Source organism: Herbiconiux sp. (assembly GCF_023264855.1).
Classification (GTDB): Bacteria; Actinomycetota; Actinomycetes; order Actinomycetales; family Microbacteriaceae; genus Herbiconiux.
On the sequence record NZ_JAHFUW010000014.1, the window covers coordinates 1 to 25749 of the forward strand.

25 protein-coding genes and 1 tRNA gene are annotated in these 25749 nt (G+C 70.3%); 16 read left to right on the plus strand and 10 right to left on the minus strand.

Annotated features, from left to right (window positions below):
* Positions 1 to 701: ATP-binding protein (locus Q0D75_RS07645; RefSeq protein ID WP_291051309.1), on the plus strand; the 701-nt coding region annotated here is incomplete at its 5' end.
* 13 nt (positions 702 to 714) lie between these two features.
* Positions 715 to 1446, plus strand: coding sequence for a response regulator transcription factor (locus tag Q0D75_RS07650; RefSeq protein ID WP_291051312.1), 732 nt, complete (start codon positions 715 to 717; stop codon positions 1444 to 1446).
* Here the strand turns inward: Q0D75_RS07650 and Q0D75_RS07655 are convergent.
* Positions 1428 to 2714, minus strand: coding sequence for a M18 family aminopeptidase (locus Q0D75_RS07655; protein WP_291051313.1), 1287 nt, complete (start codon positions 2712 to 2714; stop codon positions 1428 to 1430). The two genes, Q0D75_RS07650 and Q0D75_RS07655, sit on opposite strands and share 19 nt — an antisense overlap.
* 154 nt (positions 2715 to 2868) lie before the next feature.
* Here Q0D75_RS07655 and Q0D75_RS07660 point away from each other — a divergent pair, with 154 nt between their 5' ends.
* The gene (locus Q0D75_RS07660; protein ID WP_291051315.1) at positions 2869 to 3354 is read left to right on the plus strand and encodes a hypothetical protein; all 486 of its coding nucleotides are present in this window, start codon (positions 2869 to 2871) and stop codon (positions 3352 to 3354) included.
* 77 nt (positions 3355 to 3431) lie between these two features.
* The gene (locus Q0D75_RS07665) at positions 3432 to 4148 is read left to right on the plus strand and encodes a PhzF family phenazine biosynthesis protein (protein ID WP_291051318.1); all 717 of its coding nucleotides are present in this window, start codon (positions 3432 to 3434) and stop codon (positions 4146 to 4148) included.
* A 174-nt stretch (positions 4149 to 4322) separates the two neighbouring features.
* On the opposite strand, the gene Q0D75_RS07670 is transcribed toward Q0D75_RS07665, so the two are convergent.
* A complete protein-coding gene (locus Q0D75_RS07670; RefSeq protein WP_291051320.1) occupies positions 4323 to 5831 on the minus strand; it encodes an MFS transporter in 1509 nt (502 codons plus the stop codon).
* A gap of 149 nt (positions 5832 to 5980) precedes the next feature.
* On the opposite strand from Q0D75_RS07670, the gene Q0D75_RS07675 reads away from it, so the two are divergent.
* Both Q0D75_RS07675 and Q0D75_RS07680 read left to right on the plus strand, forming a co-directional pair.
* Positions 5981 to 6607: a TetR/AcrR family transcriptional regulator gene (locus Q0D75_RS07675; protein ID WP_291051323.1), complete on the plus strand. Its 627-nt coding sequence runs from the start codon at positions 5981 to 5983 to the stop codon at positions 6605 to 6607.
* Positions 6608 to 6680: 73 nt separating this feature from the next.
* Positions 6681 to 10394 (plus strand): TM0106 family RecB-like putative nuclease, encoded by a 3714-nt coding sequence (locus Q0D75_RS07680; protein ID WP_291051326.1) that lies wholly within the window; start codon positions 6681 to 6683, stop codon positions 10392 to 10394.
* Here Q0D75_RS07680 and Q0D75_RS07685 read toward each other — a convergent pair.
* Entirely contained in the window at positions 10354 to 10650 is a 297-nt protein-coding gene (locus tag Q0D75_RS07685; protein ID WP_291051329.1) for a hypothetical protein, read from the minus strand. The two genes, Q0D75_RS07680 and Q0D75_RS07685, sit on opposite strands and share 41 nt — an antisense overlap.
* Positions 10651 to 10720: 70 nt before the next feature.
* On the opposite strand from Q0D75_RS07685, the gene Q0D75_RS07690 reads away from it, so the two are divergent.
* The 3 genes from Q0D75_RS07690 to Q0D75_RS07700 all read left to right on the plus strand — a co-directional run bounded on the left by Q0D75_RS07690 (position 10721) and on the right by Q0D75_RS07700 (position 14054).
* The gene (locus Q0D75_RS07690) at positions 10721 to 11215 is read left to right on the plus strand and encodes an SRPBCC family protein (protein WP_291051332.1); all 495 of its coding nucleotides are present in this window, start codon (positions 10721 to 10723) and stop codon (positions 11213 to 11215) included.
* A 16-nt stretch (positions 11216 to 11231) separates the two neighbouring features.
* Positions 11232 to 13655, plus strand: a complete 2424-nt coding sequence (locus tag Q0D75_RS07695; RefSeq protein WP_291051335.1) for a GNAT family N-acetyltransferase — start codon at positions 11232 to 11234, stop codon at positions 13653 to 13655.
* 93 nt (positions 13656 to 13748) lie between these two features.
* Positions 13749 to 14054 carry a helix-turn-helix transcriptional regulator gene (locus Q0D75_RS07700; RefSeq protein WP_291051337.1) on the plus strand — a complete coding sequence of 102 codons (306 nt, stop codon included), beginning with the start codon at positions 13749 to 13751 and terminating at the stop codon, positions 14052 to 14054.
* Positions 14055 to 14066: 12 nt separating this feature from the next.
* Here the strand turns inward: Q0D75_RS07700 and Q0D75_RS07705 are convergent, their stop codons facing one another.
* From Q0D75_RS07705 to Q0D75_RS07720, 4 genes are all read right to left on the minus strand, one after another.
* Complete coding sequence (locus tag Q0D75_RS07705) at positions 14067 to 14372, minus strand: hypothetical protein (RefSeq protein ID WP_291051340.1); 306 nt, start codon at positions 14370 to 14372, stop codon at positions 14067 to 14069.
* An 80-nt stretch (positions 14373 to 14452) separates the two neighbouring features.
* Positions 14453 to 15211 (minus strand): ABC transporter ATP-binding protein, encoded by a 759-nt coding sequence (locus Q0D75_RS07710; protein ID WP_291051342.1) that lies wholly within the window; start codon positions 15209 to 15211, stop codon positions 14453 to 14455.
* Between the two features lies 1 nt (position 15212).
* The gene (locus tag Q0D75_RS07715; RefSeq protein ID WP_291051556.1) at positions 15213 to 16013 is read right to left on the minus strand and encodes an ABC transporter permease; all 801 of its coding nucleotides are present in this window, start codon (positions 16011 to 16013) and stop codon (positions 15213 to 15215) included.
* Positions 16014 to 16095: 82 nt separating this feature from the next.
* Positions 16096 to 16788, minus strand: a complete 693-nt coding sequence (locus Q0D75_RS07720; protein WP_291051345.1) for a phosphocholine cytidylyltransferase family protein — start codon at positions 16786 to 16788, stop codon at positions 16096 to 16098.
* 327 nt (positions 16789 to 17115) lie between these two features.
* On the opposite strand from Q0D75_RS07720, the gene Q0D75_RS07725 reads away from it, so the two are divergent.
* From Q0D75_RS07725 to Q0D75_RS07735, 3 genes are read left to right on the plus strand one after another with little or no spacing between them, the layout of a single operon-like run.
* Complete coding sequence (locus tag Q0D75_RS07725; protein WP_366513421.1) at positions 17116 to 18258, plus strand: ABC transporter ATP-binding protein; 1143 nt, start codon at positions 17116 to 17118, stop codon at positions 18256 to 18258.
* Positions 18234 to 19805: a hypothetical protein gene (locus Q0D75_RS07730; RefSeq protein ID WP_291051347.1), complete on the plus strand. Its 1572-nt coding sequence runs from the start codon at positions 18234 to 18236 to the stop codon at positions 19803 to 19805. The genes Q0D75_RS07725 and Q0D75_RS07730 overlap by 25 nt, the downstream gene beginning before the upstream one ends.
* Before the next feature lie 34 nt (positions 19806 to 19839).
* On the plus strand, positions 19840 to 20136 hold the full coding sequence (locus Q0D75_RS07735) for a DUF3039 domain-containing protein (RefSeq protein WP_291051350.1): 297 nt from the start codon (positions 19840 to 19842) through the stop codon (positions 20134 to 20136).
* 36 nt (positions 20137 to 20172) lie between these two features.
* Here Q0D75_RS07735 and Q0D75_RS07740 read toward each other — a convergent pair whose 3' ends face one another.
* Positions 20173 to 21480 carry a nicotinate phosphoribosyltransferase gene (locus Q0D75_RS07740; protein WP_291051353.1) on the minus strand — a complete coding sequence of 436 codons (1308 nt, stop codon included), beginning with the start codon at positions 21478 to 21480 and terminating at the stop codon, positions 20173 to 20175.
* Positions 21481 to 21551: 71 nt separating this feature from the next.
* On the opposite strand from Q0D75_RS07740, the gene murI reads away from it, so the two are divergent.
* Genes murI through Q0D75_RS07760 form a run of 4 tightly spaced genes read left to right on the plus strand, consistent with a single transcriptional unit; the run spans position 21552 to position 24820 of the window.
* On the plus strand, positions 21552 to 22388 hold the full coding sequence (gene murI, locus Q0D75_RS07745; protein ID WP_291051356.1) for a glutamate racemase: 837 nt from the start codon (positions 21552 to 21554) through the stop codon (positions 22386 to 22388).
* Positions 22385 to 23152, plus strand: coding sequence for a ribonuclease PH (rph, locus tag Q0D75_RS07750; protein WP_291051359.1), 768 nt, complete (start codon positions 22385 to 22387; stop codon positions 23150 to 23152). The genes murI and rph overlap by 4 nt, the downstream gene beginning before the upstream one ends.
* Before the next feature lie 11 nt (positions 23153 to 23163).
* Entirely contained in the window at positions 23164 to 23760 is a 597-nt protein-coding gene (gene rdgB, locus Q0D75_RS07755) for an RdgB/HAM1 family non-canonical purine NTP pyrophosphatase (protein ID WP_291051362.1), read from the plus strand.
* Positions 23761 to 23806: 46 nt separating this feature from the next.
* Positions 23807 to 24820 (plus strand): cation diffusion facilitator family transporter, encoded by a 1014-nt coding sequence (locus Q0D75_RS07760; protein ID WP_291051365.1) that lies wholly within the window; start codon positions 23807 to 23809, stop codon positions 24818 to 24820.
* A 12-nt stretch (positions 24821 to 24832) separates the two neighbouring features.
* Here the strand turns inward: Q0D75_RS07760 and Q0D75_RS07765 are convergent, their stop codons facing one another.
* Together Q0D75_RS07765 and Q0D75_RS07770 are read right to left on the minus strand one after the other, a co-directional pair.
* Complete coding sequence (locus tag Q0D75_RS07765; protein ID WP_291051561.1) at positions 24833 to 25582, minus strand: DedA family protein; 750 nt, start codon at positions 25580 to 25582, stop codon at positions 24833 to 24835.
* Between the two features lie 34 nt (positions 25583 to 25616).
* Positions 25617 to 25698 (minus strand) — tRNA-Leu (locus tag Q0D75_RS07770).
* Positions 25699 to 25749: the final 51 nt, after the last annotated feature.

Genomic DNA, 25749 nt, shown 5'->3' on the forward strand with positions numbered 1-25749 from the left:
GGATGGCGCCGCTGGCGGCCGCCGACCGGGTGCGCAGCGCGCTGCTGGCCGCCGTCGGGCACGACCTCCGCCGTCCGCTGGCGGCCGCGACCGCCGCGGTGACCGGGCTGCGCCAGCCGGGGGCGGCAGACCTCTCCGCCGCCGACCGGGACGAGTTGCTCGACACCGCCGAGACGGGGCTGCGGTCGCTCGCCGACCTGCTGACCGACCTGCTCGACGTCAGCCGCGTGCAGGCGGGCGCCCTCGCCGTGACCCTCGAGGCGGTCGAGGTCGACGACCTGGTCGCCGGTGCCGTGGACGAGCTCGAACTCGGCCCCGACGACGTGGTGCTCGAGATCCCGGTCGCGATCCCGCCGCTGCAGGCCGACCGGGTGCTGTTGCAGAGGGTGCTGGTGAACCTGCTGTCGAACGCACTGCGCTACGCGCCGGTCGGTGAACCCGTGGTGATCGCCGCATCCGATTTCGCCGGGTCGGTGCAGCTGCGGGTGATCGACCGCGGGACCGGTGTGCCCGAGGAGCGGCGGGACGACATCTTCGTGCCGTTCCAGCGGCTGGGCGACACCGACAACTCCACCGGTCTCGGCCTCGGGCTCGCACTCGCCAAGGGCTTCGCGGAGGGCATGGGCGGCACGCTCGAGTTCGAGGACACCCCGGGTGGCGGGTCGACCATGGTCGTGACGCTCAGGGCGTCCGCCGGATGAGAGACTCGGCACGATGAAGATCCTGATCGCCGACGACGACCCGCAGATCCTGCGGGCGCTCCGGGTGACCCTCGGCGCCCAGGGGCACGAGGTGCGCACCGCCGCCGACGGACGCGAGACGATCGTGGCCGCGGCCGAGCATCCGCCCGACCTGCTCATCCTCGACCTCGGGATGCCGGCGCTCGACGGCCTCGAGGTCATCCGGGCGGTGCGCGGCTGGTCGCAGCTGCCCATCCTCGTGGTGTCGGGCCGCACCGATTCCTACGACAAGGTCGACGCCTTGGACGCCGGCGCCGACGACTACGTCACCAAGCCCTTCGCCATCGACGAACTGCTGGCGCGGGTGCGCGCGCTCACCCGGCGATCGGTGTCGGTATCCGGCGGAGGCTCCGGCTCCGCCTCCGACGACAAGCCCGTGGTGCGTTTCGGCGACGTGACCGTCGACCTGGCCGCGCACCTGGTGACGCGCGACGGCGAGCGCGGCGCCATCCGGCTCACGCCGACGGAGTGGAAGATCCTCGAGCTGCTGGTGCGGCATCCGCACCGCCTGATCACGCACGCGGAGCTGTTCACCGAGATCTGGGGTACCCCGGCGGTGAAGGAGACGGGCTACCTGCGCCTGTATCTGCGCCAGCTGCGCAAGAAGCTCGAGCCCGAGCCGGCCGAGCCGCGCTACCTGCTCACCGAGGCGGGAATGGGCTACCGCTTCGAGCCCGATGCCGCGGGTCAGGCCTCGGGGGAGTAGAAGGCCGTGATCGCCGCGGCGAGAGCCGTGAGGTCGTCGACGTGCGCGAGTTCGCGGGCCGAGTGCATCGAGAGCAGGGGCGCGCCGACGTCGACGGTGCGGATGCCCAGCCGGGTCGCCGTGAGAGGGCCGATGGTCGAGCCGCAGGGCACCGTGTTGTTCGACACGAACTCCTGGTAGGGCACGCCCGCCTGCGCGCACGCCCGGGCCCAGAGCGCGGCGCCGTGCGCATCCGTCGCATAGCGCTGGTTGGCGTTGATCTTCAGCAGCGGCCCGCCGCCGGCGACCGGGTGGTTGGCCGGATCGTGCTTCTCGGGGTAGTTCGGATGCACGGCGTGGCCGGCGTCGGACGACAGGCACCACGAGGCGGCGAGCGACCGCGCGCGCTCGTCGGCGGTCGCGCCGAGCGCGGAGGCGATGCGGCCGAGCACCTCGGCCAGAAACGGTCCGCTCGCACCCGACCGCGACTCGGAGCCGAGCTCTTCGTGGTCGAAGGCGGCGAGCACGCTGATGTGCCCCTCGGCCGGCGGGGCGGCGAGGAACGCGGTGAGACCGGCGTGCACCGAGCTGAGGTTGTCCATCCGGCCGGCGGCGAAGAGCGTGTCGTCCAGGCCGAAGCGCGCGGGCGGCTGCGTGTCGGCGGTGAGCAGGTCGTATCCGGCGACCTCGCCGCCGTCGGCGAGCCCGGCCAGACCGGCGAGGAGGCCGACCAGATCGGCGTCACCGGCCGAGCCGACCCCGAACACCGGTGTCGTGTGGCGCTGCCGGTCGAGCGTCAAGCCGTTGTTGGCGTCGCGATCGAGGTGGATGGCCAGTTGCGGGATGCGCAGGAACGGCCCGGTGCGCACCAGGTGTTCGGTGCCGTCGTGCGCGACCAGCCGGCCGGCGAGCTCGAGCTCGCGGTCGAGCCAGGAGTTCAGCAGGGGGCCGCCGTACACCTCCACGCCGGCCTGCAGCCAGCCCTGCGAGGCGAGGGTGGGCTTCGGCTTGAGCTTGAACCCGGGGGAGTCGGTGTGCGCGCCGAGGATGCGGAACGGGGTCGTCGGGCCGGCCGTCCCCGGCATGCTCCAGGCGATGATCGCGCCGTCGCGCAACACGTGGAAGCGGCCGCGGCCCGCCGCCGTATCCGTCCACTCCTCGGTCTCGTGCAGGCGCGTCGACCCCGCCGCCTCCAGTCGCCGGGCCGTCTCGGCGGCCGCGTGATACGACGAGGGCGAGGCGCGGATGAAGTCGGCGAAGTCGTCGAGATGCGTCGAGGTGTCGGCCATCCCCCCATCCAACCACTCCGGATGCCCCGGGCCGATCCGGGTTCCACCGTCCCTTCGGGCACGCACGCGGCTCCGAGCGGACGGTCGGTTTCGTGCCCTATCGTCGGATCCGGGATCGCCGTCCGACAGGCGGTCCGTGCGAAAGGGGAGCCGGATGTCTGCGCGCAAGACTCCCTCATCCTCCGGCGGGCGATCGATCGTCACGACCGCCGGAGTCAGAACCGCTGGAGCTGTGGCCCTGGTCGGTGCCGCGCTGCTCGTGCTGGCCGGCTGCTCGGCCAACCCCACGGCCGCGCTGTCCAAGCTCGCGCACCTCGACTCCGGAACGCTGCTCGCCTCGGGCGAGCTCCCGCCCACGATCGATGGCGTCGACTCCGACATCGTGCCCTCCTCGTACCGCCTGCTCACCGAGCACGACGGCACCGAGTTCTGGGTCGGGGTCACCGGTGAGAACGACGTCTGCTTCGTCGCCGAGGCGGCCGAGACCCAGGCGCGCTGCGTCTCGGCGCAGCAGTTCGGGCTGCACGGTGCGACGCTCCGGCTGGAGTCCGACGACGAGCTGTACTGGCTGCACACCGAGTACATGACCGTGGATCCGGTCTGGACGCCGATCTCGCCGAACGTCGCCATCCGCGACTGAGGTCGCTCGCGGCCGCAAGGCCGCGCATCCGGGACTGGCTTCTTGAACGGGCCGGGATGTCATCGCAGAATCGGACGATGAGCACAGAGACACCCCTGCCCACCGAGATCCCGGTCGACGTCGTCAACGTCTTCACGAACGAGGAGGGCGGCTTCGGCAACCCGCTCGGCCTGATCCGCAGCACGCCTGCGACGCGAGGCCGCGAGCAGGAACTCGCCACGGAACTCGGCTTCAGCGAGACCGTTTTCGTCGACGAGTTGATCGAGTCGGATGCCGTGGGCCGGGTCGCGACGATCCGCATCTTCACGCCGGTGCACGAGCTGCCCTTCGCCGGGCATCCGTGCGTCGGAACAGCGTGGTGGCTGGCGCAGCAGGGCCTGCCGGTGGTCTCCCTGCGCGTGCCGGCTGGCGATGTGGCGGTGCGCTATGACGGCGGCCTCAGCTGGATCACCGGACGAGCGGAGTGGGCGCCGGAGTTTGAGTGGCACGAGCTGGCGACTGCCGGTGAGGTGGAGGCACTGGACCCTGTGGCCTTCGCCACCGGGAAGCACTACGTCTGGGCTTGGGTCGACGAGACCGCCGGGCATCTGCGGTCGCGCATGTTCGCGCCCGAGTTCGGCATCGCGGAGGACGAGGCCACCGGGGCCGCTGCGGTGCGGATCACTGCGATGTTGGGGCGGGATCTGGTGATCGACCAGGGGGCTGGGTCGCGGTTGGTGACACGGGTGGAGGGGGAAGGTCGGGTTTCGGTGGGCGGGGGGAGTGTGTCTGCGGAGGCTGTCGTGCTGTGTTAGTTGCCGGGGGCGCCGGGCTTCGCTCGTCGCTCCCGGGCGGCGCCGGTCCCTGCCCGGCGTCGCGCGACATGTGAGTGCGCGGTCGAAGTACCCGGCCTTCGGTCGGGCACTTCGGCCACACGCTCACCTTGGGTCGTCGAGTACGGCCTGAGACTTTGCACCCAGGCCTGAGGGTCAGTGGGCTATTACGGGGGCCTCGTCTACTGCTGCGGTGGGGGCGGGGGTGGTGTGGGTGAGGGAGGCGCCGTGGCCGCGGCGGCGGAAGAGGAGGGCCGCCAGGAGGGCGCCGAAGGCGAAGAAGCCGGCACCCCACCAGTAGACGACCGCGTAGCTGGCCACCGCGGCGTCACCCAGCACCTCGGGGGAGGCGGGCAGGTGCGAGGCGACGTAGTCGGCGGCCGCGGTCGCCGCGAGCGTGTTGAGCAGCGCCGTACCGATCGATCCGCCCACCTGCTGGCTGGTGTTCACCATGGCCGAGGCCACGCCGGCGAACTGCCGGTCGACTCCGAGCGTGGCGGTCTGGATCGACGCCGGCATGATCGAGCCCATGCCGAAGCCGAGCACCATCAGCGCCGGCAGCAGGTCGGCCGCGTAGGTGCTGTCGAGGTTCAGGCGGGTGAGCAGGATCATGCCGGTCGCCGCCAGCGCCATGCCCACCGGAACCATGATCTTCGGCCCGAACCGCGGCACGAAGATGTTGGTCGAGAGCTGGGCGGCCAGCACGAGCATGCCGATCATCGGCAGGAACGAGACCCCAGTCTGGATCGGCGAGTAGCCGAGCGACACCTGCAGGTAGTAGGTCACGAACAGGAAGATGCCGAACATCCCGGCCCCCGCGATCAGCACCGAGCTGTACGCGGCGCCGCGGTTGCGGTCGAGCACGATGGCGAGCGGCAGCAGCGGATGCGCCGCCTTGCGCTGCCAGAGCACGAAGGCGACCAGCAGGATGCCGGCGGCGGTCAGCATGCCCCAGCTGAGCGGCGAGTCCCAGCCATCCGTCTCCGCGTTCGAGAAGCCGTAGACGAGGGCGAACAGGGCGCCGGAGACGAGGATGGTGCCGGGTACGTCGAGCTTCGGCCGCGGCCCGCTGCGCGCCACGGTGGTGACGAACAGGACGGCGCCGATCACCGCGATGATCGCGATGAAGACGTTGATGTAGAGGTTCCAGCGCCAGTTGAAGTTCTCGGTGAGCACGCCGCCGAGCAGCAGGCCCACGGCTCCACCGGCTCCGGCGATGGCACCGAACACGCCGAACGCGCGGGCGCGCTCCTTGGGGATCGTGAAGGTGGTCGTCAGCACGGCCAGGGCGGTGGGCGCGAGCAGGGCGCCGAACGCACCCTGCAGGGCGCGGGCGGCCACCAGCAGGCCGAAGCTGTCGGCGGCGCCGCCCAGGGCGGAGGCGGCGGCGAAGCCGATCAGGCCGATGATGAAGGTGCGCTTGCGGCCGATGAGGTCGGAGAGGCGGCCACCGAGCAGCAGCAGGCTGCCGAAGGCGAGGGAATAGGCGGTGATGATCCACTGGCGGTCGCCGTCGGAGAACCCGAGGTCGGCCTGGGCGGCGGGAAGGGCGATGTTCACGACGGTGGAGTCGAGCACCACCATGAGTTGCGCGAGCGCGACGGTGGTGAGGGTCCACCAGCGGCGTGAGGAGGCCGCGATCGGGATGGCTGAGGTCGAAGACATGACGGCCACTATATACGGAACTTTACGGTTTCGGATAGCGACAGTTTCGGATATGATGAGTTCAGGTGATGTCCACGCATACACTCGAAGGAGCGATCCGGTCGCCCCCTGTTCCACCGCTCCACGATCCGAAAGGGATGCCCGCCGCGATGACGCAGCTCGATGTCTCCGAAGCCCCCGCGCCCAAGCTCGGCCGCAAGCGCGACCACTCGCGCGATCCCGAGATCCTCGACGCCGCCCTCGAGGTGCTCGCCGAGGAGGGCTACGACGGCATGACGATCGACATGGTCGCCGCGCGGGCCAAGGCGGGCAAGGCGACGCTCTACCGGCGCTGGGCCTCGAAGGGCGAGCTGGTGGTAGATGCCGTGGCCTGCATGAAGAAGAATGACCTCGACCCCGCGCGCCTGCCCGACACCGGTACCCTCCGTGGTGACCTCATCGCGATGATCAAGCCGCGCTCGATCGAGGACGCCGAGAAGAAGATGCAGGTGATGGCCGGTCTGATGTCGGTGCTGACGCGTTCGCCCGAACTGGCCGAGGCGATCAGCCAGGCCATCGTGCAACCTCGCGCCGAGGTGAACCGCATCCTGTTCCGCCGGGCGATCGAGCGCGGCGAGATCCCCTCCGACTGCGACATCGATGCGCTCTCGATGGTCTCGCCCTCGATGGCCGCCTACCGCACGATGGTGCTGCAGAAGCCGGTCGACCGCGAGTTCCTGCTCGATCTGATCGACGGCGTCATCCTGCCGGCCGTCGGCATCCGCCCGCCCTACTGAGCTGCCCCGGCCTCAGCGGGGTCCCGGTGTCGGCGGCGGCGGATAGCCTGGCAGCACCAGGAGGTGAGGCCGGATGATCGTCATCGGCGCTGATGGCCGCGAGGCCGGTACCGTGCTCTACAGCGCCACCGATCTCACCGCCGCCGCGAGTTGCGAGTTCGCGCTCGTGCGGCGGCTGGATGCCAAGCTCGGGCGGATCGATCCGGTCGTCGACCCGGTCGACGAGATGCTCGAGCGCACGGCCCGCCTCGGCGATGCCCACGAGCTGCGGGCGCTGGAGCGGTTCCGGGCCGAATTCGGCGCGTTCGACGGGGTCTCCGCCCGGGGAGTGGCCGAGATCGACCGGCCCGAGCGCACGGATCCCGCGGGCCTGCTGGCCCAGCAAGAGGTCACCCTGCAGGCCCTGCGAGCCGGGGCCGACGTCGTCTTCCAGGGCACCTTCTTCGACGGCCGGTTCCTCGGTTTCGCCGACTTCCTGGTCAAAGTTCCGGCGGCGTCGGTTCTGCCGGTGCCGGTTCCGGATGGCGCCTCCGCGGCCGTGGCGAGGTACGAGGTCTACGACACCAAGCTCGCCCGGCACGCCAAGATCACCGCCCTGCTGCAGCTCGCCGCGTACGCCGAGCAGCTGGAGCGACTCGGCGTGCCGCTCGGCGACGAGGTGCACCTGCTGCTCGGCGACGGTTCCCGGTCGACCCATCGGCTCGCCGACATCCTGCCGGTCTACCGGGACCGCCGCGAGCGCCTGGAGTCGCTGCTCGACGAGCGGCTGCACGCGCCGGCCGTGGAATGGGGCGACCCGAGGTACACCATCTGCGGCCGCTGCGCGGTCTGCACGCCCGAGGTGAAGCGGCACGACGACGTGCTGCAGGTCGCCGGAATCCGGGTCACGCAGCGCGCTCGCCTGCAGGCCGCCGGCATTGCCACGATGCACGAGCTGGCCTCCTCGACGGGGCTGGTCGACGGCCTCGCTCCCGCCACGCTGGACACGCTGCGCGACCAGGCCAGGATGCAGAGCGAAGGCCGCGACGGCCTGGCCTTCCGCGTGTACGACCCGCTGCCGCTCGCGGCCCTGCCCGAGCCCGATCCGGGCGACGTCTTCTTCGACTTCGAGGGCGACCCGCTCTACACGGAGCCAGGCGATTCCGGCGGCGCCGGTGCCGACTGGGGTCTCGACTACCTCTTCGGCCTGGTCGAGCACGATCCCGACAGGCCGGGCGAGACCGTCTTCCGGCCGTTCTGGGCGCACGACCACGCCCAGGAACGCGAGGCGCTCCGGGCGTTCCTCGACCACGTCACCGAGCGGCTTCGGGCGCACCCCGGCATGCACATCTACCACTACGCCAACTACGAACGTGCGCACCTGCAGTCCCTCTGCGCGCGCCACGGCGTGGGCGAGGCGCAGCTCGACGAACTGCTGCGCCGCAACGTGCTGGTCGATCTCTATCCGGTGGTCAAGAAGAGCATCCGTGTCAGCTCCTCGTCGTACAGCCTCAAGAAGCTCGAGCCGCTCTACATGGGCGATCTCTACCGCGACAGCGAGGTCACCAACGCGGCCGACTCCATCACGGCCTACGTGCGCTACACCGAGCTGCGCGACGCGGGCCGGGCGGATGCGGGGCCGGCGGGTGCGGCGGCGGCACGCGCCGCCGAGCGCCAGTTGCGTGAGATCGCCGACTACAACGAGTACGACTGCGTGTCGACCATGCGTCTGCGCGACTGGTTGCGCAAGCGTGCCGTCGAGAACGGAGTCGTCCCTGCCGACGACGGCGCCGAGCAACCGTCCCTGGCGGGCGACACCGATGCCGCCGACGGGCTCGTCTTCGAGGAGAGCGCCTTGCACCGCGCCCTCGGCGAGCGCCTGGCCCGAGAGCCCGGCACCGAGGGAGCGGTCGATGACCCGGCCGACCGCACGGCGGTAGCCCTGGCCGCAGCGGCCATCGACTACCACCGGCGCGAAGACAAGTCGTTCTGGTGGGAGCACTTCAACCGCCTCGAGCAGCCGATCGAGGAGTGGGCCGACACGCGAGACGTGCTGGTGGTCACCGCCGGCGTCGTCGAAGCCGACTGGTACCGCAATCCGGGTCAGCGGGCCGACCGGCGGATGCTGCGCCTGCGCGGTGAGCTGGCCCCCGGCAGCAGGCTCGACGAGGGCATGCGCGGGCGGTTCCTCGTGTACGACCCGCCGCATCCGTGGCCCGCTCCCCGGTCGCGCGGCACCGATCGGGTCGCGCACGAGCGCAGCACGGTGCGCGGCGCCGGCGTTCTGCCGGGCGGCGCTACCGGGTACCTGATCGAGGAGGCGCTGCCGATGAACGGCGAGCCCTACTCGGCGATGCCCGTGGCCATCACGCCGGCCGCGCCGCCGAAGACGGCCTCGCTGCAGTCCGCGATCGCCGAATGGGGTCAGCAGCTGGCCGACGCCCTCCCGGAGTTCCCCGCCGACGCGGCGCTCGACATCCTGCGCCGGGGCACGCCCCGCCGGCACGACGGCGGCACCCTCGAGCCCGTCCGCGAGGGTGCGCGGGGCACGATCGACGCCATCCGTGACTCCCTCGTGGCGCTCGATCACTCCTACCTGGCCGTGCAGGGCCCGCCCGGAACCGGCAAGACCTACACGGGCGCTCGTGTCGTCGCCGACCTCGTGCGCCGGCACGGCTGGAGCGTGGGCGTGGTGGCGCAGTCGCACGCGGTGGTCGAGAACATGCTCGACGCGATCGTGGCCGCCGGCGTCGACTCCGAGCGGGTGGGCAAGGCCAGCGAGTCCGAGACCGCACGCTTCACGGCGCTGCGCGGAAAAGACGCTCTCGGGCGGTTCCTCGCGTCGGCCCGCGCCCGCGGCCACGGCGTGGTGGTGGGCGGCACCGCCTGGGACTTCTCGAACGTCACAAGGGTCGGCCGCCGCGAACTCGATCTGCTCGTGGTCGACGAAGCCGGCCAGTACTCGCTGGCGAACACGATCGCCGTGAGCGTGGCCGCCCGCAACCTGCTGCTGCTCGGCGACCCTCAGCAGCTTCCCCAGGTGACGCAGGGCACGCATCCGGAGCCCGTCGACGACTCCGCGCTGGGCTGGCTGACGGCCGGCCACGACGTGCTCCCGCCGGCCCTGGGCTACTTCCTCGACGTGAGCTGGCGGATGCACCCCGAGGTCTGCGAGCCGGTCAGCGTGCTCTCCTACGAGGGCGAGCTGCACGCGCAGCGGCCGGCCACCACCGATCGCTCGCTCGACGGCGTCGAACCCGGTCTGCACCTGCACCCGGTGCGGCACAGCGGCAACGCCACCGAGTCGGCCGAAGAAGCCGAGCGGGTGGTCGAACTGGTGCGGCACAGCGTCGGCCGGCGATGGAGCGACCCCGGCGAGCACGGCGACGGCGGCGGCGACGGCGGGGGAGACGGCGGCGCCGCATCCGGTCGCGCGCTCGAGCCCTCCGACATCATCGTCGTCGCCCCCTACAACGCCCAGGTGGAGCTGCTGCGCGCCCGATTGGCCGAAGCGGGCTTCGACGGCGTCTCGGTCGGCACGGTCGACAAGTTCCAGGGCCGGGAGGCCCCGGTGGCGATCGTGTCGCTGGCGGCCTCGTCAGCGCTGGAGGTGCCCCGCGGCATCGGGTTCCTGCTGATGAAGAACCGCCTGAACGTGGCGATCTCCCGCGCGAAGTGGGTGGCGCACCTGGTCTACTCGCCCGCGCTCACCGATCACCTTCCGGTGAACGAGTCCGACCTGTCGACGCTGTCGGCGTTCCTGCGGCTCACGCGAGCTGCTCCCACCGTCCGTGCACCTGGCGGGTGACCTGCCAGGCGATCGGCTCGGCCGACACCCGGGCGCCGTCGATTCCCTGCTCGGCGATCAGGAAGGCCGCCTCGTCGGTGTCGGCCGTGTAGCGCACCGTCACGCGCGGAGCGCCGTTGACGATCGCGATGTCGGAGGCTTCCACGGTGGTGAAGTCGGCGATCGCCTGGGTGAGCGTCGGCAGCACGGTCTCGGGCTTGACGCCGAGCTCGAGGGTTCCGACGATCATGGTCACGCGGTAAGAGGGCATGGTCATCGCTCCGATTCGGTCTGCATGCTCCCAGCGTAGGGGAGCGCACCGCCCGGCAGCCCGCTACGGTGTGCAGATGGAGCTCGTCGAATTCGAAGCCACCGCCGACGCCGCGGCCTCGGCGGCCCAGGCCTTCGAACGCGTCGTTCCGCGGGACGACGCCACGCTCTTCACCGGGTATCTCGTGCTGCCCGCCGTGGTGAACGTCTCCGAGCAGACCGGGCCGTGGGACAGGCCGGGGGAGGCCCGCACCGTGCACCTGTCCGACGGCAGCCGCTTCCGCGAGCACCTTCAGCGCTTCGAGCCGCCGGCGGATTCCGCCGCGACGGGCGTCTTCGACTACACCGTGACCGACTACACCAAGATCCTCGGCCGGCTCGTCTCCGATGCCCAGGCGCGCTGGCGGTTCGAACCCGTTCCGGGCGGCGGATCGCGCATCCGCTGGTCGTACGGCTTCCGCCCGCGCCCGCGCTGCCGATTCGTCGTCAGGCGCCTCATCGGCCCGATCTGGTCGGTCTACATGCGGCGCAGTCTCGCGGTGTGCGTGCGGGTGGCCGAGGGGCGTGAGTGACCGCGGAACCCCTCGGATGACGGCCGTTCTGCTCACCGGTTCGCGAGCGCCGGCCACCCTCGAGCTCGCCCGGCGCTTCGCCGACGAGGGTGCGTTCGTGGTGGTGGCCGACTCGCAGCCCGCTCTCACCTCGCGCTCCTCGGCGGTCGGTGCCGCCTACCGGGTGCCCTCGGCGCGGTTCCGGCCGCGGGAGTTCGCCGTCGCGATCGAGGGGATCGCCCGCCGTCACGACGTCGATCTGGTGGTGCCCTGCTGCGAAGAGATCTTCTGGCTCGCCGGGTCGTCCGAGCGCCTCGGTGGGCGTCTGTTCGCGCCCCCGCTGCCCGTCTTGCGCCGGCTGCACGACAAGGCCGAGTTCGCCGCGCTGCTCACAGAGCTGGACATCGCGCATCCGGAGACCGAGGTGGTCGCGTCGCCGTTCGCCTGGCGCCGTCGGAGCGCGGTGCGGCGACGCAGCCCGGATGGGCCGCTGATCGCGAAACCCGCGTTCTCGCGCTTCGGCGGCGAGACCATCACGATCCCCGCCGGCTCCGGTCTGCCCTCCCTGCCGAGGGTCGACGCCGAGCAGCGCTGGCTGCTGCAGGAGTTCGTGACCGGTGAGGAGTTCTGCACCTACGCCGTGGCGGTGGCCGGGAGCCTCACGGCGTTCGTCACCTATCGGCCGGTCGCCCGGGCGGGGCGAGGAGCCGGCGTCGCGTTCGCCCGGCTCGACGACGCCGATCCGCTCTCGGTGCAGGCACGGGGGATCGCCGCAACGCTCGCCTCGGCGCTGTCCCTGACCGGACACTTCGGGCTCGATCTGATGCACTCCGCCGCAGGCCTCCAGGTGCTGGAGTGCAATCCCCGGGCCACCAGCGGGGTGCACCTGTTCGCCCCGGGCGACGGGCTCGCAGGGGCGTTCTCGGGCCGACCGGCCGGCAGCCCGAGCCGCGCCGGCGCTCGGCTCGGCCTGCCGCACCTGATGTATGCCCCGAGGAGCATCCGTTCTTTCGGCCAGCTCGGTGAGGCCGCCCGCCAGATGCGCTCGCCCGACGTGTTGAGCCAGCCCGGCGATCGCATCCCGTTCCCCGTGCTGCTGCGCTCGCTCGCCGTGCAGAGCTCGGTGGCCGCGAGGAACGGCGTGTCCCTGCTCGCCGCCTCCACGCTCGACATCGAGTGGAACGGCGAGCCGATGCCCCCGGTCGCAGCGACCGGTGTGCTGCACCCGCCGCCCGAGGCTGCGGAGGGGCGGCTTCTCGAGGAGCAAGACCGCTCGGACTGGCCCCGCCGGCTGGCAGCCGAGATCGACGACGCCGGTGGCCTGTCCGCGCTGGTCGAGAACCTCGGATGCGACTTCGGCACGGTCCGCATCGGTGGTCTCGACCTGCCGATGACCCGGCCGGCCTCCGCGCCCGGCCCGCAGCCGACGGTCGGGCAGGTCCGGGGCGGCACCCCGGAATTCTCCCCGATGCGCGACCTGAAGCAGGCGAGCGCGCACGCTTCGGAGCCTGACAGCTACGTCTCCTCGCCCATCTCGCACTACGTGCACTACGCCCGTGAAGAGCTGGCCGTACTCGAATCGCCCGTGTGGCGGGCCGTCGGCGCCGCGGTGGTCGGCCTGCTCGGCCGGGTGTTGCGTGCCGGCCGGGCCGACGACATCCTCCTGCTCGGCAACGCCCCTGTCTCGACCAATCTGCTGCCCGACCTGCCGGAGCGGGCGATCGCTGCGGCGACGGCGCGGATGAACCGCGATCATCCCGCGCTGGCCGTCGGCTGGCGCAGCGTCCACGCGCGAGGAGGCATCCGTCCCGAGGTGCTGAGGCGGTGCGGGTACCGCCTCATCCCCTCCCGCAGCGTGCTCTTCACCGAGACGCGCGGCTCCGAGTGGGAACGCCCCCGGGACACGGCCCGAGATGCCGCGATCCTGCGCTCCTCGGGCTACCGGGTGCGGGAGGCGCCCGTCGACCCCGCCACCGGAGTCTCGCCGTATGCCGTGCGGGTGCGTCTCGCCGAGCTGTACTCGATGCTCTACGTGCAGAAGTACTCGCGGCTGAACCCCCGCTACACCGAGCGGTTCGTCGAGGCGGCCCAGCGCAGTGGCCTTCTCCGGTTCACCGTGCTCGAACGGGACGGCCGGATCGACGGGGTCGTCGGCACGATCGTCGCGCACAGCTTTCTGGCCGCTCCGTTCGTCGGCTACGACACCGCGCTGCCGCAGGAGACGGGCCTCTACCGCATGCTCAGCTACCTGGTCGCCCGTCAGGCGCACGAGGCCGGGGTGCGCCTGCACGGCTCCAGCGGTGTCGCCGACTTCAAGCGCAACCGCGGGGCCGAGCCCGAGACCGAGTTCCTCGCCGTCTACGCGAAGCATCTAACGCCCGGGCGGCGGTTCACCTGGTGGCTGCTCGAGCAGATCGTCCGCCGTATCGCCTTGCCCCTGGTGCGCCGTCAAGGCCTCTGAATCACCCGCAGATCTGTGCCTGCTGAGAAGGGTACAAACGCATGAGTGTCAAGCGCTCTGGTACTCAGAACATACGGCAGGTAGGCATGAGGTGTGAGTTCGATCAATTCCGAAGCGGCCCGAGTGCTCGGCGCCCGCATCCGGGATGAACGTCAGCGATTCGCCATCAACCAGATGGAACTGGCCGATCTGGCCGGCCTGCATTTCACGAACCTCGGCAAGATCGAGCGCGGCCAGGCCAATCCCTCGCTGCACACGATTCTGCGGATCGCCGGTGCGCTGAACCTCAACCCGGCCGTGCTGGTCGACGGGATCACGGCCGACATGCTTCCCGACCGCCCGCACAAGATCACGGTGGCCGATCTCATCCGTGCCCGCGAACAGGGCGAGAGCCGCTAGAACTGAGCCTCCTCAGAAGCTCACCCGCCAGAGGTACTCGTCGTCGTTGGGCCGGAACCACCGGATGATCAGCACCGCCGACAAGGGCAGGGTGGAACCCCGGATGCGCAGCCGCACAGCCTGCCCGGGCGCGAGCAGCAACGGCGGGCTCGCCCGCATCATGCCGGTACCGATGAGGCTGAAGGAGAGCCCGCGCAGGGGCTCGTCGCCGACGTTCTGCAGCAGGTAGCTGCGCGGTGCGTCACGCCGGTCGAGCCGGAGCGGCACCGGATAGGCGAGAGGTTCGGGACGGTGAAGGAGATCGGTTCTGCGTGCCATACCCCCATGCAAACCCCGACCACCGACGATCAGGCCGATCTCGGGCCCTCACCCGCCCCCTGTGGATAACTCCGCTGAATTCACAACCCCGTTGCGGAGGCATATCGGTCCAGAGCCTCGTCGATCGGACCGTCGAAGACCAGGCGGCCCTTCTCGAGGTAGAGCCCTCGCGTGCAGAACCGGCGCAGGTCGCGCTCGTTGTGCGACACGAAGAACAGCGTGCGCCCGCCCGCCAGGAGCTCCTCGATCCGTCGGTAGCACTTCTCCCGGAATCCCTTGTCGCCCACGGCCAATACCTCGTCGACGAGGATGATCGGCTCCTCCAACTGGGCGATCACCGAGAAGGCGATCCGCACCCGCATCCCGCTGGAGAGGTGCTTGTACGGGGTGTCGAGGAAGTCGCCGATCTCGGCGAACTCGATGATCGAGTCGAACCGCTCGTCCACCTCGTGCCGGCTCATGCCGTGCAGTCCGGCCGTGAGATAGACGTTGTCGCGCACCGAGAGGTCGTCGACGAACCCGCCGGTGATCTCGATCAGCGGCGCGACGCCCTCGAGCACGCGCACCTGCCCCTCATCCGGAAGCACCACCTCGGCCACCAGCTTCAAGAGGGTCGACTTGCCCTGGCCGTTGCGGCCGATGACGCCGATCGCCTCGCCGGCGGTCACCGTGAAGTCGACCTCGCGCAGCGCCCAGAACTCGTCGGGGCGAGCGCGCCGGCCGCGCCCGGCGAACAGGTCTTTGAAGCTGCGCCGAGCGCGCCGATTGCGCTTGAACCGGATGCCCAGACCCTTCGCCTCGATCACGATCCGCTTCGGCTTCTCCACGGTCCCCGGCATCTCAGATCTCCTTCAGCACGGCGCGCTCGGAGCGCCGGAAGACCAGAACGCCGACGGCGAGCAGCAGCACCGACATCCCGGCGCCGATCCCCACCTGGAACCAGTCGAGCTGATCGGCGAAAAAGCCGGTGCGGTACAGCGCGAAGATGCCGCTCAGCGGGTTGAACGCCGCCCAGGGCTGCAGGTTCTCGGGCAGATCGTGCGTACCGTAGATGATGGGGGAGGCGTAGAACAGGAAGCGCAGTGCGAGCTTCACGGCCCGCTCGAGATCGCGGAAGAACACCACCAGCGGTGCCACGATCAGCGCCACGCCCATGGTCAGCACCGCCTGCAGCAGGATGGCCAGCGGAAAGAGCAGCAGCCCGGGATTGACGGCCGCGCCCGCGAGGATCGCGAACACGGCGAGCACGGGGAGGCTCGCGATGAACTCGATGCCCTTCGACAGCACCAGGCGGTTCACCCAGATGGTGCGCGGGATCTTGGTGGAGCGGATGAGCTTCGCCTCGCGCAGAAAGGCCCGCGTGGCATCCGACACCGTGCCGTTGAACCACATCCAGGGCAGCAGAGCCGTGAGCAGGAACACGATGTAGGGCTGCGTGCCGACCTCGCGGTCGAACACCTGGGTGAACACGAACCAGTAGATCCCGGCCATCACCAGCGGATCGAGGATCGACCACAGGTAGCCGAGCGCCGACGTCGAGTAGCGCACCCGCAGATCGCGCCGCGTCAGCAGCCACAACGACCGTCGGTACCGCGCCCAGCCGCCGTACGCCCGCCCGCCCGGAGCGCGAGGCACCGTCACTGGTGTCGCTGCGCTCACGTGGTCAGGCCCCTTCGGAATGGATCGAGGCCGATTCTAGCCCGACCGACCAGGTCGGGCCGGTTCAGACGAACAGGTTGGCGCGCTCGAGGTCTTCGGCGAAGTCGACCTCGACCGCGTACAGGTCGGAGATGTCGATCGGCTCGACGAGCACGCCGTCCTTCTCGATGGCCAGCTCGAGGCCGCGCTCGAAGTAGTCCTGGTCGTTCACACGCTGCAGGTGACGGATGAACGCCGCCTTGTCGCGCGCCGAGATGTAGTTGATGCCCACGGCCTCGCCGAGGCCGCCGACGACCGTCTTGGAGAGTTCGTCGATGTATCCCTCGGCGGTGGTGGTGTACTTCACCTCTTCGTCGGAGACCTTCGCGGTGTTCACCGTGACGAACGACTGGTCGCGCGCGATCATGGCGATCGTGCGGTCGAGCACGGCCGGGTCGAACACGACGTCGCCGTTCATCCAGAGCACTCCGCCCGAGGCCGACGCCTGGAGGGCGCGCAGCAGGCTCTTCGAGGTGTTGGTCTGGTCGTACTCCTCGTTGTACACGAAGGACGCCTCGGGGAACGCCTCGATGATGTGCTCGAGCTTGTACCCCACGACGACGGTGACCTTGGCGGCGGAGCCGAAGGTGTGCCGGATGTTCTCGAACTGCTGCCCCATGATGGTGCGGCCGTCGCTGAGTTCGGTGAGCGGCTTCGGGAGGGAGCGGCCGAGCCGGCTCCCCATTCCTGCGGCAAGTATGACTACCTGGGTGGTCACGATCGTCTCCTTCGGTCTGCGCTGAGAGGGGGAGGAATGTGCGCGACACGGGCCGAGGGGCCCGGAGAATTCGAGGGGGACCGGCGCTACCGTCTGGACGGCGTTCGGGCCCGGTTAACCTCACGGACACATTCCAGACACCTCGTCATGCCTTCTTGCAGTGTACTGTGAACCCTTTCAGGGGCAACGGATACGACGTGTATCGTTTCTGTTTCGTGATGCGGCTCAGGGTGAGGCCGCGCGGGGTGCGACGTGTCAGACTGAGTGCTTCGTGCACGAGCGACGTCGGCCTGTGCGGGGCCGAAGAGGGATTGATAGGTTAGTGCGGTGAGCTCAGAGTCGGACACTCCCAACATCTCAGGAGCGCCCTCTGGGAGCGCGCGCGCCCCCCGTCGGGCGCCGGCGAAGACGGCTTCGGCCACCACCGCGGCCCGGCAGCCCGCGAAGCGAACCACCTCTGCCGCGGCGAAACCCGCCGCCCGCAAACCCACCGACGCGGTCACCGCGACCGAACCCGCCGAGGTCGCCGCCAAGACTCCTGCCAAGCGCCCCGCCACCCCGCGGAAGCCGGTGCAGCGCAAGCCCGCCGCAGCGGCGCCCGAGGCTGCGGCCCCGCGCACCCCGGCCAAGCCGCGCACCCCGCGAACCCCGGCCCGACCGCGCACGGCGGCCAGCATCCCGCCCTCCGTGGTGCGTGACCTCGACCCCACGAACATCGTGCTGTCGATCGCCGGCCTGGTGAAGAAGTTCGGCAGCACCACCGCCGTCGCCGGCATCGACATCGACGTGCCGCTCGGCTCGTTCTACGGCATCGTCGGCCCGAACGGCGCCGGCAAGACGACGACCCTCTCGATGGTCACCGGGCTGCTGCGCCCCGACGGCGGATCGATCACCGTGCTCGACCAAGACGTCTGGCGCGACCCGGCAGCCGCCAAGCGCCTGATCGGCGTTCTGCCCGATCGCCTGCGCCTGTTCGACCGTCTCACCGGTCGCCAGCTGCTCTACTACTCCGGCACGCTCCGCGGCCTCGATGCGGCCACGGTCGCCCAGCGCAGCGACGACCTCGCCGCCGCGTTCGGCCTCGAAGACGCCCTGGGCCGCCTGGTGGCCGACTACTCCGCCGGTATGACCAAAAAGATCGCCCTGGCCTGCTCGATGATCCATTCGCCGCGCCTGCTGGTGCTCGACGAGCCGTTCGAGTCGGTCGACCCGGTGTCGGCGGCGAACGTGGTCGAGATCCTCGAGAAGTACGTCGCCGGCGGCGGCACCGTCGTGCTCTCCAGCCACAGCATGGACATGATCCAGCGGGTCTGCGACCGCGTGGCGATCATCGTCGAGGGCGAGGTGCTCGCCAAGGGAACGGTCGACGAGGTGCGCCTGGGCGGCACGCTCGAGCAGCGGTTCGTCGAACTCGCGGGCGGCCGCAAGAGCGCGGAAGGCATGGAATGGTTGCTGAGTTCCTCCGACTGAAGCTCCGGCTTCTCGGCAACACCTTCAAGCGGAGCACTCCTCAGCTGGTCGGCATCATCATCGCGGTGGCCTACGGCGTCATCATGACCGCCGTCTTGGTGGCGCTGCTGTTCTCGCTCCGCGACGCCACCCCCGCGACCGCGCGCAACGCCGTCGTGATCGGTGGTTCCCTGGTTGTGGCCGGGTTCTTGCTCGTCCCCTTGGTGTTCTCGGTGCGCGACCGGATGGATCCGCGGTCCTTCGCCCTGCTCGGTGTCCCCGAGGGGCGGATCGCCTTCGGCCTTCTTGCCGCCGCCTTCCTCAGCGTTCCCGCCGTGTTCGTGACCGTGCTGAGCCTCGCCACCATCGCCACCTGGTCGGTGTCGCCTGGCCCGGCGCTGCTGGCCGTGCTGTCGGCCGTGCTCGGCGCCGTCACCTGCGTGCTCGGCGCGCGCCTCACGGTCTCGCTGGCCGCCTTCGCCTTCTCCACCAAGCGCGCCCGCGAGGTGGGTGCCGTCGTCGGCGTGCTCGCGATCGTGGTGATCGTCCCCGGCGTGCTGCTGCTGATGATCACGAGCTGGGGCGCCGACGGTGGCACCTTCTTCGGCTCGCTCGAGCAGATCCTCGGCTGGACGCCGCTCGGCGCCGTCTGGGCGGTCCCCGCGGATGCGGCGAACGGCCAGTGGGTGTTCGCGGTGCTGAAGCTGCTCATCGCCCTCGCCACGGCCGCCCTGCTCTGGCTCGCCTGGAAGGGCCTGGTGGCGCTCATGGTCGTCACGCCCGGCCGCGAGGTGCCCGAGCGCGAGCACGCTGGCCTCGGCTGGTTCGGTGGCACCCCGGCCACACCCACCGGTGCCGTCGCCGCCCGCTCCCTCACCTACTGGGCGCGCGACTCGCGCTACTACGCCCAGCTCGTGATCGTGCCGGTCGTGCCGCTGGTGGCCGTGATCGTCTTCGTGTTCGTCGGCGTGCCGATCGAGTACACCGCACTGCTGCCCGTGCCGCTGATGTGCGTGTTCCTCGGCTGGGTCGTGCACAACGACGTCGCCTTCGACAACACGGCCATCTGGTCGCACATCGCCGCCGGCCGGCTCGGCGTGGCCGATCGTCTCGGCCGGATGCTGCCGGCCGTGTTGATCGCGATCCCGCTGATCGGCGTGGGCTCGTTCCTCAGTGTGATCTTCGCCAATGAACTGGATGCCCTGCCCGCGGTGCTCGGCACGAGCACCTGCCTGGTGCTGGTGGGCCTGGGGCTCGGCAGCATCTTCTCGGCACGTTTCCCGTACGCGGCCACACGGCCGGGAGACGGGGCCTTCACCCAGCCGCAGTCGACCGGCGCCGTCTCGGTGCTCGCGCCGATGTTCTCGTTCGTGGGCACCGTGCTGTTGTCCCTTCCCACCATCGTCTACGGCGTGCTGGGGGTGTTCGTCGATCCCGCGTACTACTGGCTCTCGCTCTGGACCGGTCTCGGTGTGGGCGTCGTCGTCCTCATCGTCGGAGTCGCCTGGGGCGCCTTCCTGTTCGACCGCCGAGGCCCCGAGATCCTCGCGGCCGCCCAGCGCAACTGACTGTGGGTCGCGCAGACGATCTAGAATCGTCTGCATGGACCATCCTGCACGCGCTCGCGTCTCCGAACCGGGCGGCCTGCCCGACGGCGGCGGCGGAACCACGACCCTCGACCGCGAGCTCGAAGAGCTGCTCAACACCGAGAACATCGATCCCGGCGACCACGAGCGGTTCTCGCACTACGTCGAGAAAGACAAGATCCTCGAGTCGGCGATGACCGGCAAGCCCGTCAAGGCACTCTGCGGCAAGAAGTGGACCCCGGGTCGGGACCCGGAGAAGTTCCCGATCTGCCCCACCTGCAAAGAGATCTACGAGCGCCTGCTCGACGAGTAGCGGCACGGGTCCAGCGCACGCCGCCCCGAGGTCCGCTCAGACGGCGACGTACGCCGTCGGCAGCGCCGGATCGCCGGCCGCCAGGCGGAACGCCTGATCCGGCAGCTCCTTCAGCGCGGCTTCGCGATGCGCCCGCGCGGCGCGTACCCCCGCTTCGCCGAGGAATGCCGCCTCGGCCACCCCGTCGACCATCAGCGGCACGTGCAAGGCCCGGCCGGCAGCATCCGCCGGCGCGGAATCGCCCACGTAGATCGTCTCCGACGTAGCCACACCCCGGGCGTCGAGCAGGCGCACCGGATGCTTCCGGCCGCCGTGACTGGCCTTGTCCGCCGATTTCTTGGCCACCGACACCCACTGGCCGTCCTCGCCCTGGCGGGCGACGAGCTTGTAGACCATGCCGGCGGCCGGATGCCCCGACCCGGTGACCACGGACGTGCCGACCCCGAACGAGTCGACCGGCGTCGCGGCCAGTGCCGCGATCGCGTACTCGTCGAGGTCGTTGGTGACGGTGATCTTCGTGCCGGTGTTGCCGAGGTCGTCTAGCTGCCGGCGTACGGCGCCGACGAGGGTGAGCAGATCGCCCGAGTCCAGCCGCACGGCGCCGAGCGAGGGCCCGGCCACGCGCACGGCGGTGTCGATGCCGGTGGGCACGTCGTAGGTGTCGACGAGAAGCGTGGTGCCCGATCCGAGGGCGTCCACCTGGGCGCGGAACGCCGCCTCCTCCGAGTCGTGCAGCATGGTGAACGCGTGCGCGGCGGTGCCCATGGTGGGCACGCCCCAGCTGCGGCCGGCCTCGAGGTTGGAGGTGGCGCCGAAGCCCGCGATGTAGGCGGCCCGGGCGGCGGCGACCGCCGACCACTCACCGGTGCGCCGCGATCCCATCTCGGCGATCGGCCGGCCACCGGCGGCCGAGACCATCCGCGAGGCCGCTCCGGCCACGGAGGAGTCGTAGTTGAGCACGCTGAGGATGAGGGTCTCGAGGATGACGCCCTCGGCGAAGCTGGATTCCACCACGATCACGGGGGAGTTCGGGAAGTAGGCCTCGCCCTCGCGGTAGCCGCGGATCGTGCCCGAGAAGCGGTAGTCGGCGAGCCAGTCGAGCGTCGCCGGCGCCACCACGTGCTCCCGCCGCAGGAACTCGAGTTCGTCGTCGCCGAAGCGGAACCGGCCGATCAGCTCGAGCAGCCGCCCGGTGCCCGCCACGATCCCGTAGCGCCGGCGCCCCGGCAGCGAGCGCCCGTAGGCCTCGAAGACGCTGGGGCGCGCGTGCGTGCCGGCGCGGATGGCCGCATCGATCATGGTGATCTCGTAGCGGTCGGTGAGCAGGGCGGTTGACGCGGTCACCCTCCGAGCTTAGGCCGTGCCGGATGCGCCGCGCAGGGTCGGCCCAGGAGCGCGGGCTAGGCTGTTGTTCCGTGAGTGATGCACCGATCGGGATCTTCGACTCCGGGGTGGGCGGCCTGACCGTGGCGCGGTCGGTGCGGGATCAGCTGCCGAACGAGTCCATCCTGTACGTGGGCGACACGGCCCATTCACCGTACGGGCCCCGTCCGCTGGCCGAGGTGCGGCGCTTCGCGCTCGACGTGCTCGACGACCTCGTGGCGCAAGACGTGAAGATGCTCGTCATCGCGTGCAACACCGCGTCGGCCGCCATGCTGCGGGATGCCCGTGAGCGGTACGACGTGCCGGTGATCGAGGTCATCCAGCCGGCGGTCCGCACGGCGGTCAGCACCACGCGCAACAACAAGGTCGGCGTGATCGGCACGGCCGGCACCATCGCCTCGCGCGCGTACGACGACGCCTTCGCGGCCGCCCCGCACCTCGAGTTGTTCAGTCAGGCGTGCCCCGAGTTCGTCGAGCACGTCGAGGCCGGCGACACCACCAGCCGCGAACTCGTCGCCCTGGCCGAGGGCTACCTGCGCCCCCTGGTCGATCAGGGCATCGACACCCTCGTGCTCGGCTGCACGCACTACCCGCTGCTGAAGGGCGCCATCTCCTACGTCGTGGGCGAGGGCGTGCGCCTGGTCTCCAGCGACACCGAGACCGCCAACGACGTCTACCGCACGCTCGTGCGCACCGGCATCGAGCGCACCTCGCCCGCGCGCCCCACCTACCGCTACGAAGCCACGGGCGGCAGCGCCCAGGAGTTCATCCGCCTGGCCGAGCACTTCCTCGGCCCCGAAGTCTCATCCGTCGAACTCGTCGAGACCGGCGTCATCCCCATCCCCCCGACTCTCAGGAGAAACCCGTGACCGACAGCACCGCATCCGCCGCACCGAGCAAACCCCGTAAGGACGGCCGTACGAACGACCAGCTGCGCACGGTCACGATCGAGCGCGGCTGGAGCGACCAGGCCGAGGGCTCGGCGCTGGTCTCGTTCGGCAAGACCAAGGTGCTGTGCACCGCCAGCTTCACCAACGGGGTGCCGCGCTGGAAGTCGGGCTCGGGCAAGGGCTGGGTCACGGCCGAGTACGCGATGCTGCCCCGCTCCACGAACGACCGGATGGACCGCGAGGCCGTGAAGGGCCGCATCGGCGGCCGCACCCACGAGATCTCGCGCCTGATCGGCCGCTCGCTGCGTGCCGTGGTGGACATGAAGGCGCTGGGGGAGAACACCATCGTGATCGACTGCGACGTGCTGCAGGCCGACGGGGGCACCCGCACCGCGGCGATCACCGGCGCCTACGTGGCCCTCGTCGATGCCATCGAGTGGGCGCGCACCAAGAAGTTCATCGGCCAGAAGTCGCAGCCGCTGCTCGACTCGGTGTCGGCCGTCTCGGTGGGCATCATCGACGGCACCCCGATGCTCGACCTGGCCTACACCGAAGACGTGCGCGCCGAGACCGACATGAACGTGGTCGTCACCGGCCGCGGCCTCTTCGTGGAGGTGCAGGGCACCGCCGAAGGTGCGCCTTTCGACCGCAGCGAGCTGAACGAACTGCTCGACCTGGCGCTGATCGGCACGACCGAGCTCGCCGAGCTGCAGACCGCCGTGCTCGCGGCGCCGGCCGAGTAGGGGGCATTCGGATGCGCGTGGTGCTGGCCACCCACAACGCCAACAAGGTGCGGGAGTTCCAGGGCATCCTGGGGCGGATGCTGCCCGAGCTCGAGATCGTGGCGTACGACGGCCCCGAGCCGGTGGAAGACGGCACGAGCTTCGACGAGAACGCGCTGATCAAAGCGCGCGCGGCCGCAGCCCACACCGGGCTGCCGGCGCTGGCCGACGACTCGGGCATCTGCGTCGACGTGCTCGGTGGGGCGCCCGGCATCTTCTCGGCGCGCTGGGCCGGTCACGGCCGCGGCGCCCAGGCCAACCTCGAGCTGCTGCTCGATCAGCTCGCCGACATCGCGCCCGAGCACCGTGCGGCGCGCTTCGCCTGCCACATCGCGCTGGTCGTGCCGGAGACGGGATTCGAGCAGGTCGTCTCGGGCTCCTGGCCGGGATCGATCGCCACGGCGGCGCGGGGCGCCGAGGGCCACGGCTACGATCCGATCTTCGTGCCGGAGGGCCTCGAGGTCACCGCCGCCCAGCTCACGGCCGAGCAGAAGAACGCCGTCAGCCACCGTGCCCGGGCGTTCGATGCCGCCGTCCCGATGCTGAGAATGAGCCTCATTACTGACTAGGGCGAATGGTGGCCCCGCGGTGTTCCGGGCGGCTAGCGTTGTGGTGATGACGAACCAGACCGAGCCCCACGAGCATCCGGATGCCGGCGGCTGCGGCCCTGCCACGGAGCACGTGACCGGCGCTCCCGAGCGCAGCCACGGCGGCCACAGCGGGCACGGGCACAACCACGGCGCCGGGGCGAACCGCCGGCGGCTCTCGATCGCCATCGCGATCGTCGCCACCGTGCTCGTGGTCGAGGGCGTCGGGGCGTTCTTCACCGGCTCGCTGTCGCTGTTCGCCGACGCCGGCCACATGCTCTCCGACCTGATCGGCCTGATCGTCGCGCTGATCGCCACCATCGTCGCGGCCCGCCCGGCGAACGAGCGGCACAGCTACGGCTACCAGCGTGCCGAGGTGTTCGGCGCGCTGGTCAACAGCCTGATCCTGATCGTGGTGGCCGCCTTCGTGACGTTCGAGGCGGTGAGCCGCCTGATCTCCTCCGAACCCGGAGAGGTCAAGGGGCAGCTGATGCTGATCGTGGCCGGGATCGGCCTGGTCGCGAACTTCGTGTCGCTGATGATCCTGCGCGGCGGTGCGAAGACCTCCATCAACATGCGCGGCGCCTACCTCGAGGTGCTGGGCGACCTGCTCGGGTCGATCGCCGTCATCCTCGCCGCCATCGTCATCCTCACCACCGGCTTCGAGAAGGCGGATGCGATCGCCTCGCTGCTGATCGCCGCCATGATCGTGCCGCGGGCGGTCTCGTTGCTGCGCGACGTGGTCGGGGTGCTGAACCAGTCGACGCCCTCCGACATGGACGTGCAGGCCATCCGCCAGCACATCCTCGACGAGCCGGGCGTGGTGGACGTGCACGACGTGCACATCTGGGCCATCACCTCGGGGCAGTACGTGTTCTCGGCCCACGTGGTGGTGGAGAAGGCCGTCTTCGAGCGCGGCGAGACGGGCCCGCTGCTCGACGCCCTGGGCGGCTGCCTCTCGTCGCACTTCGACGTGGAGCACTCCACCTTCCAGATCGAGCCCGCCGAGCACGCCCGCCACGAAGACCACTCGCACCTCTAGGGTGCGACGGGGCTACTTCTCGGTATCGGTGCCGAAGACCTCGGGCTCGAGCGTGAGGCGCTCGGCCGCGCCGGTGATCTCCACCTCTTCGGAGACGGCGGCATCCGCGTCTTTCTTGGCCTTGCTGCGTTCGCGCAGGTAGTGGAAGACCGTCGGCACGATGGTGAGCACCACCACGCCGATCAGCACGATGTCGAGGTACTTCTCGGTGAACTCGCGCACCGGCTCGATCTGGCCGAGGCCGAAGCCGAGCAGCACGATGCCCGAGCCCCAGATGAGGGCGCCGATGGCGTTGTAGAGCGAGTACTTCTTGTAGTTCATGTGGCCGACGCCAGCGGCGATCGGGGCGAAGGTGCGCACGATCGGCACGAAGCGGGCCATGATGACGGCGAGGGCTCCGAAACGCTCGAAGAAGGCGTTGGTGCGCTCGACGTTGCGCACGCTGAAGAGCCCCGATTCCTTGCGCTCGAACACGCGCGGGCCGAGCTTGTGCCCGATCAGGTAACCCACCTCGCCGCCGAGGAACGCGGCCAGCGAGATCGCGAGGCACACCCACCAGATGTCGATGCCGAACTTGCCGCCCACGGCGAGCACGCCGGTGAAGAACAGCAGGGTGTCGCCCGGCAGCAGGAAGCCGACCAGCAGGCCGGTCTCGGCGAAGACGATGGCGCAGACCACGAGGAGCGCGACCGGACCGAACACGCCGCCCAGCAGGGTGTTGGGGTCGAGCCAGGGGATGAGGGCGGTGGGGACGGCGGAAATCACGTGCGGTTTCTCCAGTCGACAGCGATGCGAGTGCGGGAGAAGGGACTTGAACCCTCACGCTCGAAAGCACAGGAACCTAAATCCTGCGTGTCTGCCAATTTCACCACTCCCGCAAGGGCGAATTCCAGTGTAGGGGGTGCTTGTTCGGCCCATCCTCAGCCGAC

What these genes read in the sequence shown, in the direction of transcription:
- Q0D75_RS07650 (WP_291051312.1), top strand. Translation starts at nt 715, where the DNA reads ATGAAGATCCTGATCGCCGACGACGACCCGCAGATCCTGCGGGCGCTC.
- Q0D75_RS07655 (WP_291051313.1), bottom strand. Translation starts at nt 2,714, where the DNA reads ATGGCCGACACCTCGACGCATCTCGACGACTTCGCCGACTTCATCCGC.
- Q0D75_RS07660 (WP_291051315.1), top strand. Translation starts at nt 2,869, where the DNA reads ATGTCTGCGCGCAAGACTCCCTCATCCTCCGGCGGGCGATCGATCGTC.
- Q0D75_RS07665 (WP_291051318.1), top strand. Translation starts at nt 3,432, where the DNA reads ATGAGCACAGAGACACCCCTGCCCACCGAGATCCCGGTCGACGTCGTC.
- Q0D75_RS07670 (WP_291051320.1), bottom strand. Translation starts at nt 5,831, where the DNA reads ATGTCTTCGACCTCAGCCATCCCGATCGCGGCCTCCTCACGCCGCTGG.
- Q0D75_RS07675 (WP_291051323.1), top strand. Translation starts at nt 5,981, where the DNA reads ATGACGCAGCTCGATGTCTCCGAAGCCCCCGCGCCCAAGCTCGGCCGC.
- Q0D75_RS07680 (WP_291051326.1), top strand. Translation starts at nt 6,681, where the DNA reads ATGATCGTCATCGGCGCTGATGGCCGCGAGGCCGGTACCGTGCTCTAC.
- Q0D75_RS07685 (WP_291051329.1), bottom strand. Translation starts at nt 10,650, where the DNA reads ATGACCATGCCCTCTTACCGCGTGACCATGATCGTCGGAACCCTCGAG.
- Q0D75_RS07690 (WP_291051332.1), top strand. Translation starts at nt 10,721, where the DNA reads ATGGAGCTCGTCGAATTCGAAGCCACCGCCGACGCCGCGGCCTCGGCG.
- Q0D75_RS07695 (WP_291051335.1), top strand. Translation starts at nt 11,232, where the DNA reads ATGACGGCCGTTCTGCTCACCGGTTCGCGAGCGCCGGCCACCCTCGAG.
- Q0D75_RS07705 (WP_291051340.1), bottom strand. Translation starts at nt 14,372, where the DNA reads ATGGCACGCAGAACCGATCTCCTTCACCGTCCCGAACCTCTCGCCTAT.
- Q0D75_RS07710 (WP_291051342.1), bottom strand. Translation starts at nt 15,211, where the DNA reads ATGCCGGGGACCGTGGAGAAGCCGAAGCGGATCGTGATCGAGGCGAAG.
- Q0D75_RS07730 (WP_291051347.1), top strand. Translation starts at nt 18,234, where the DNA reads ATGGTTGCTGAGTTCCTCCGACTGAAGCTCCGGCTTCTCGGCAACACC.
- Q0D75_RS07735 (WP_291051350.1), top strand. Translation starts at nt 19,840, where the DNA reads ATGGACCATCCTGCACGCGCTCGCGTCTCCGAACCGGGCGGCCTGCCC.
- rdgB (WP_291051362.1), top strand. Translation starts at nt 23,164, where the DNA reads ATGCGCGTGGTGCTGGCCACCCACAACGCCAACAAGGTGCGGGAGTTC.
- Q0D75_RS07760 (WP_291051365.1), top strand. Translation starts at nt 23,807, where the DNA reads ATGACGAACCAGACCGAGCCCCACGAGCATCCGGATGCCGGCGGCTGC.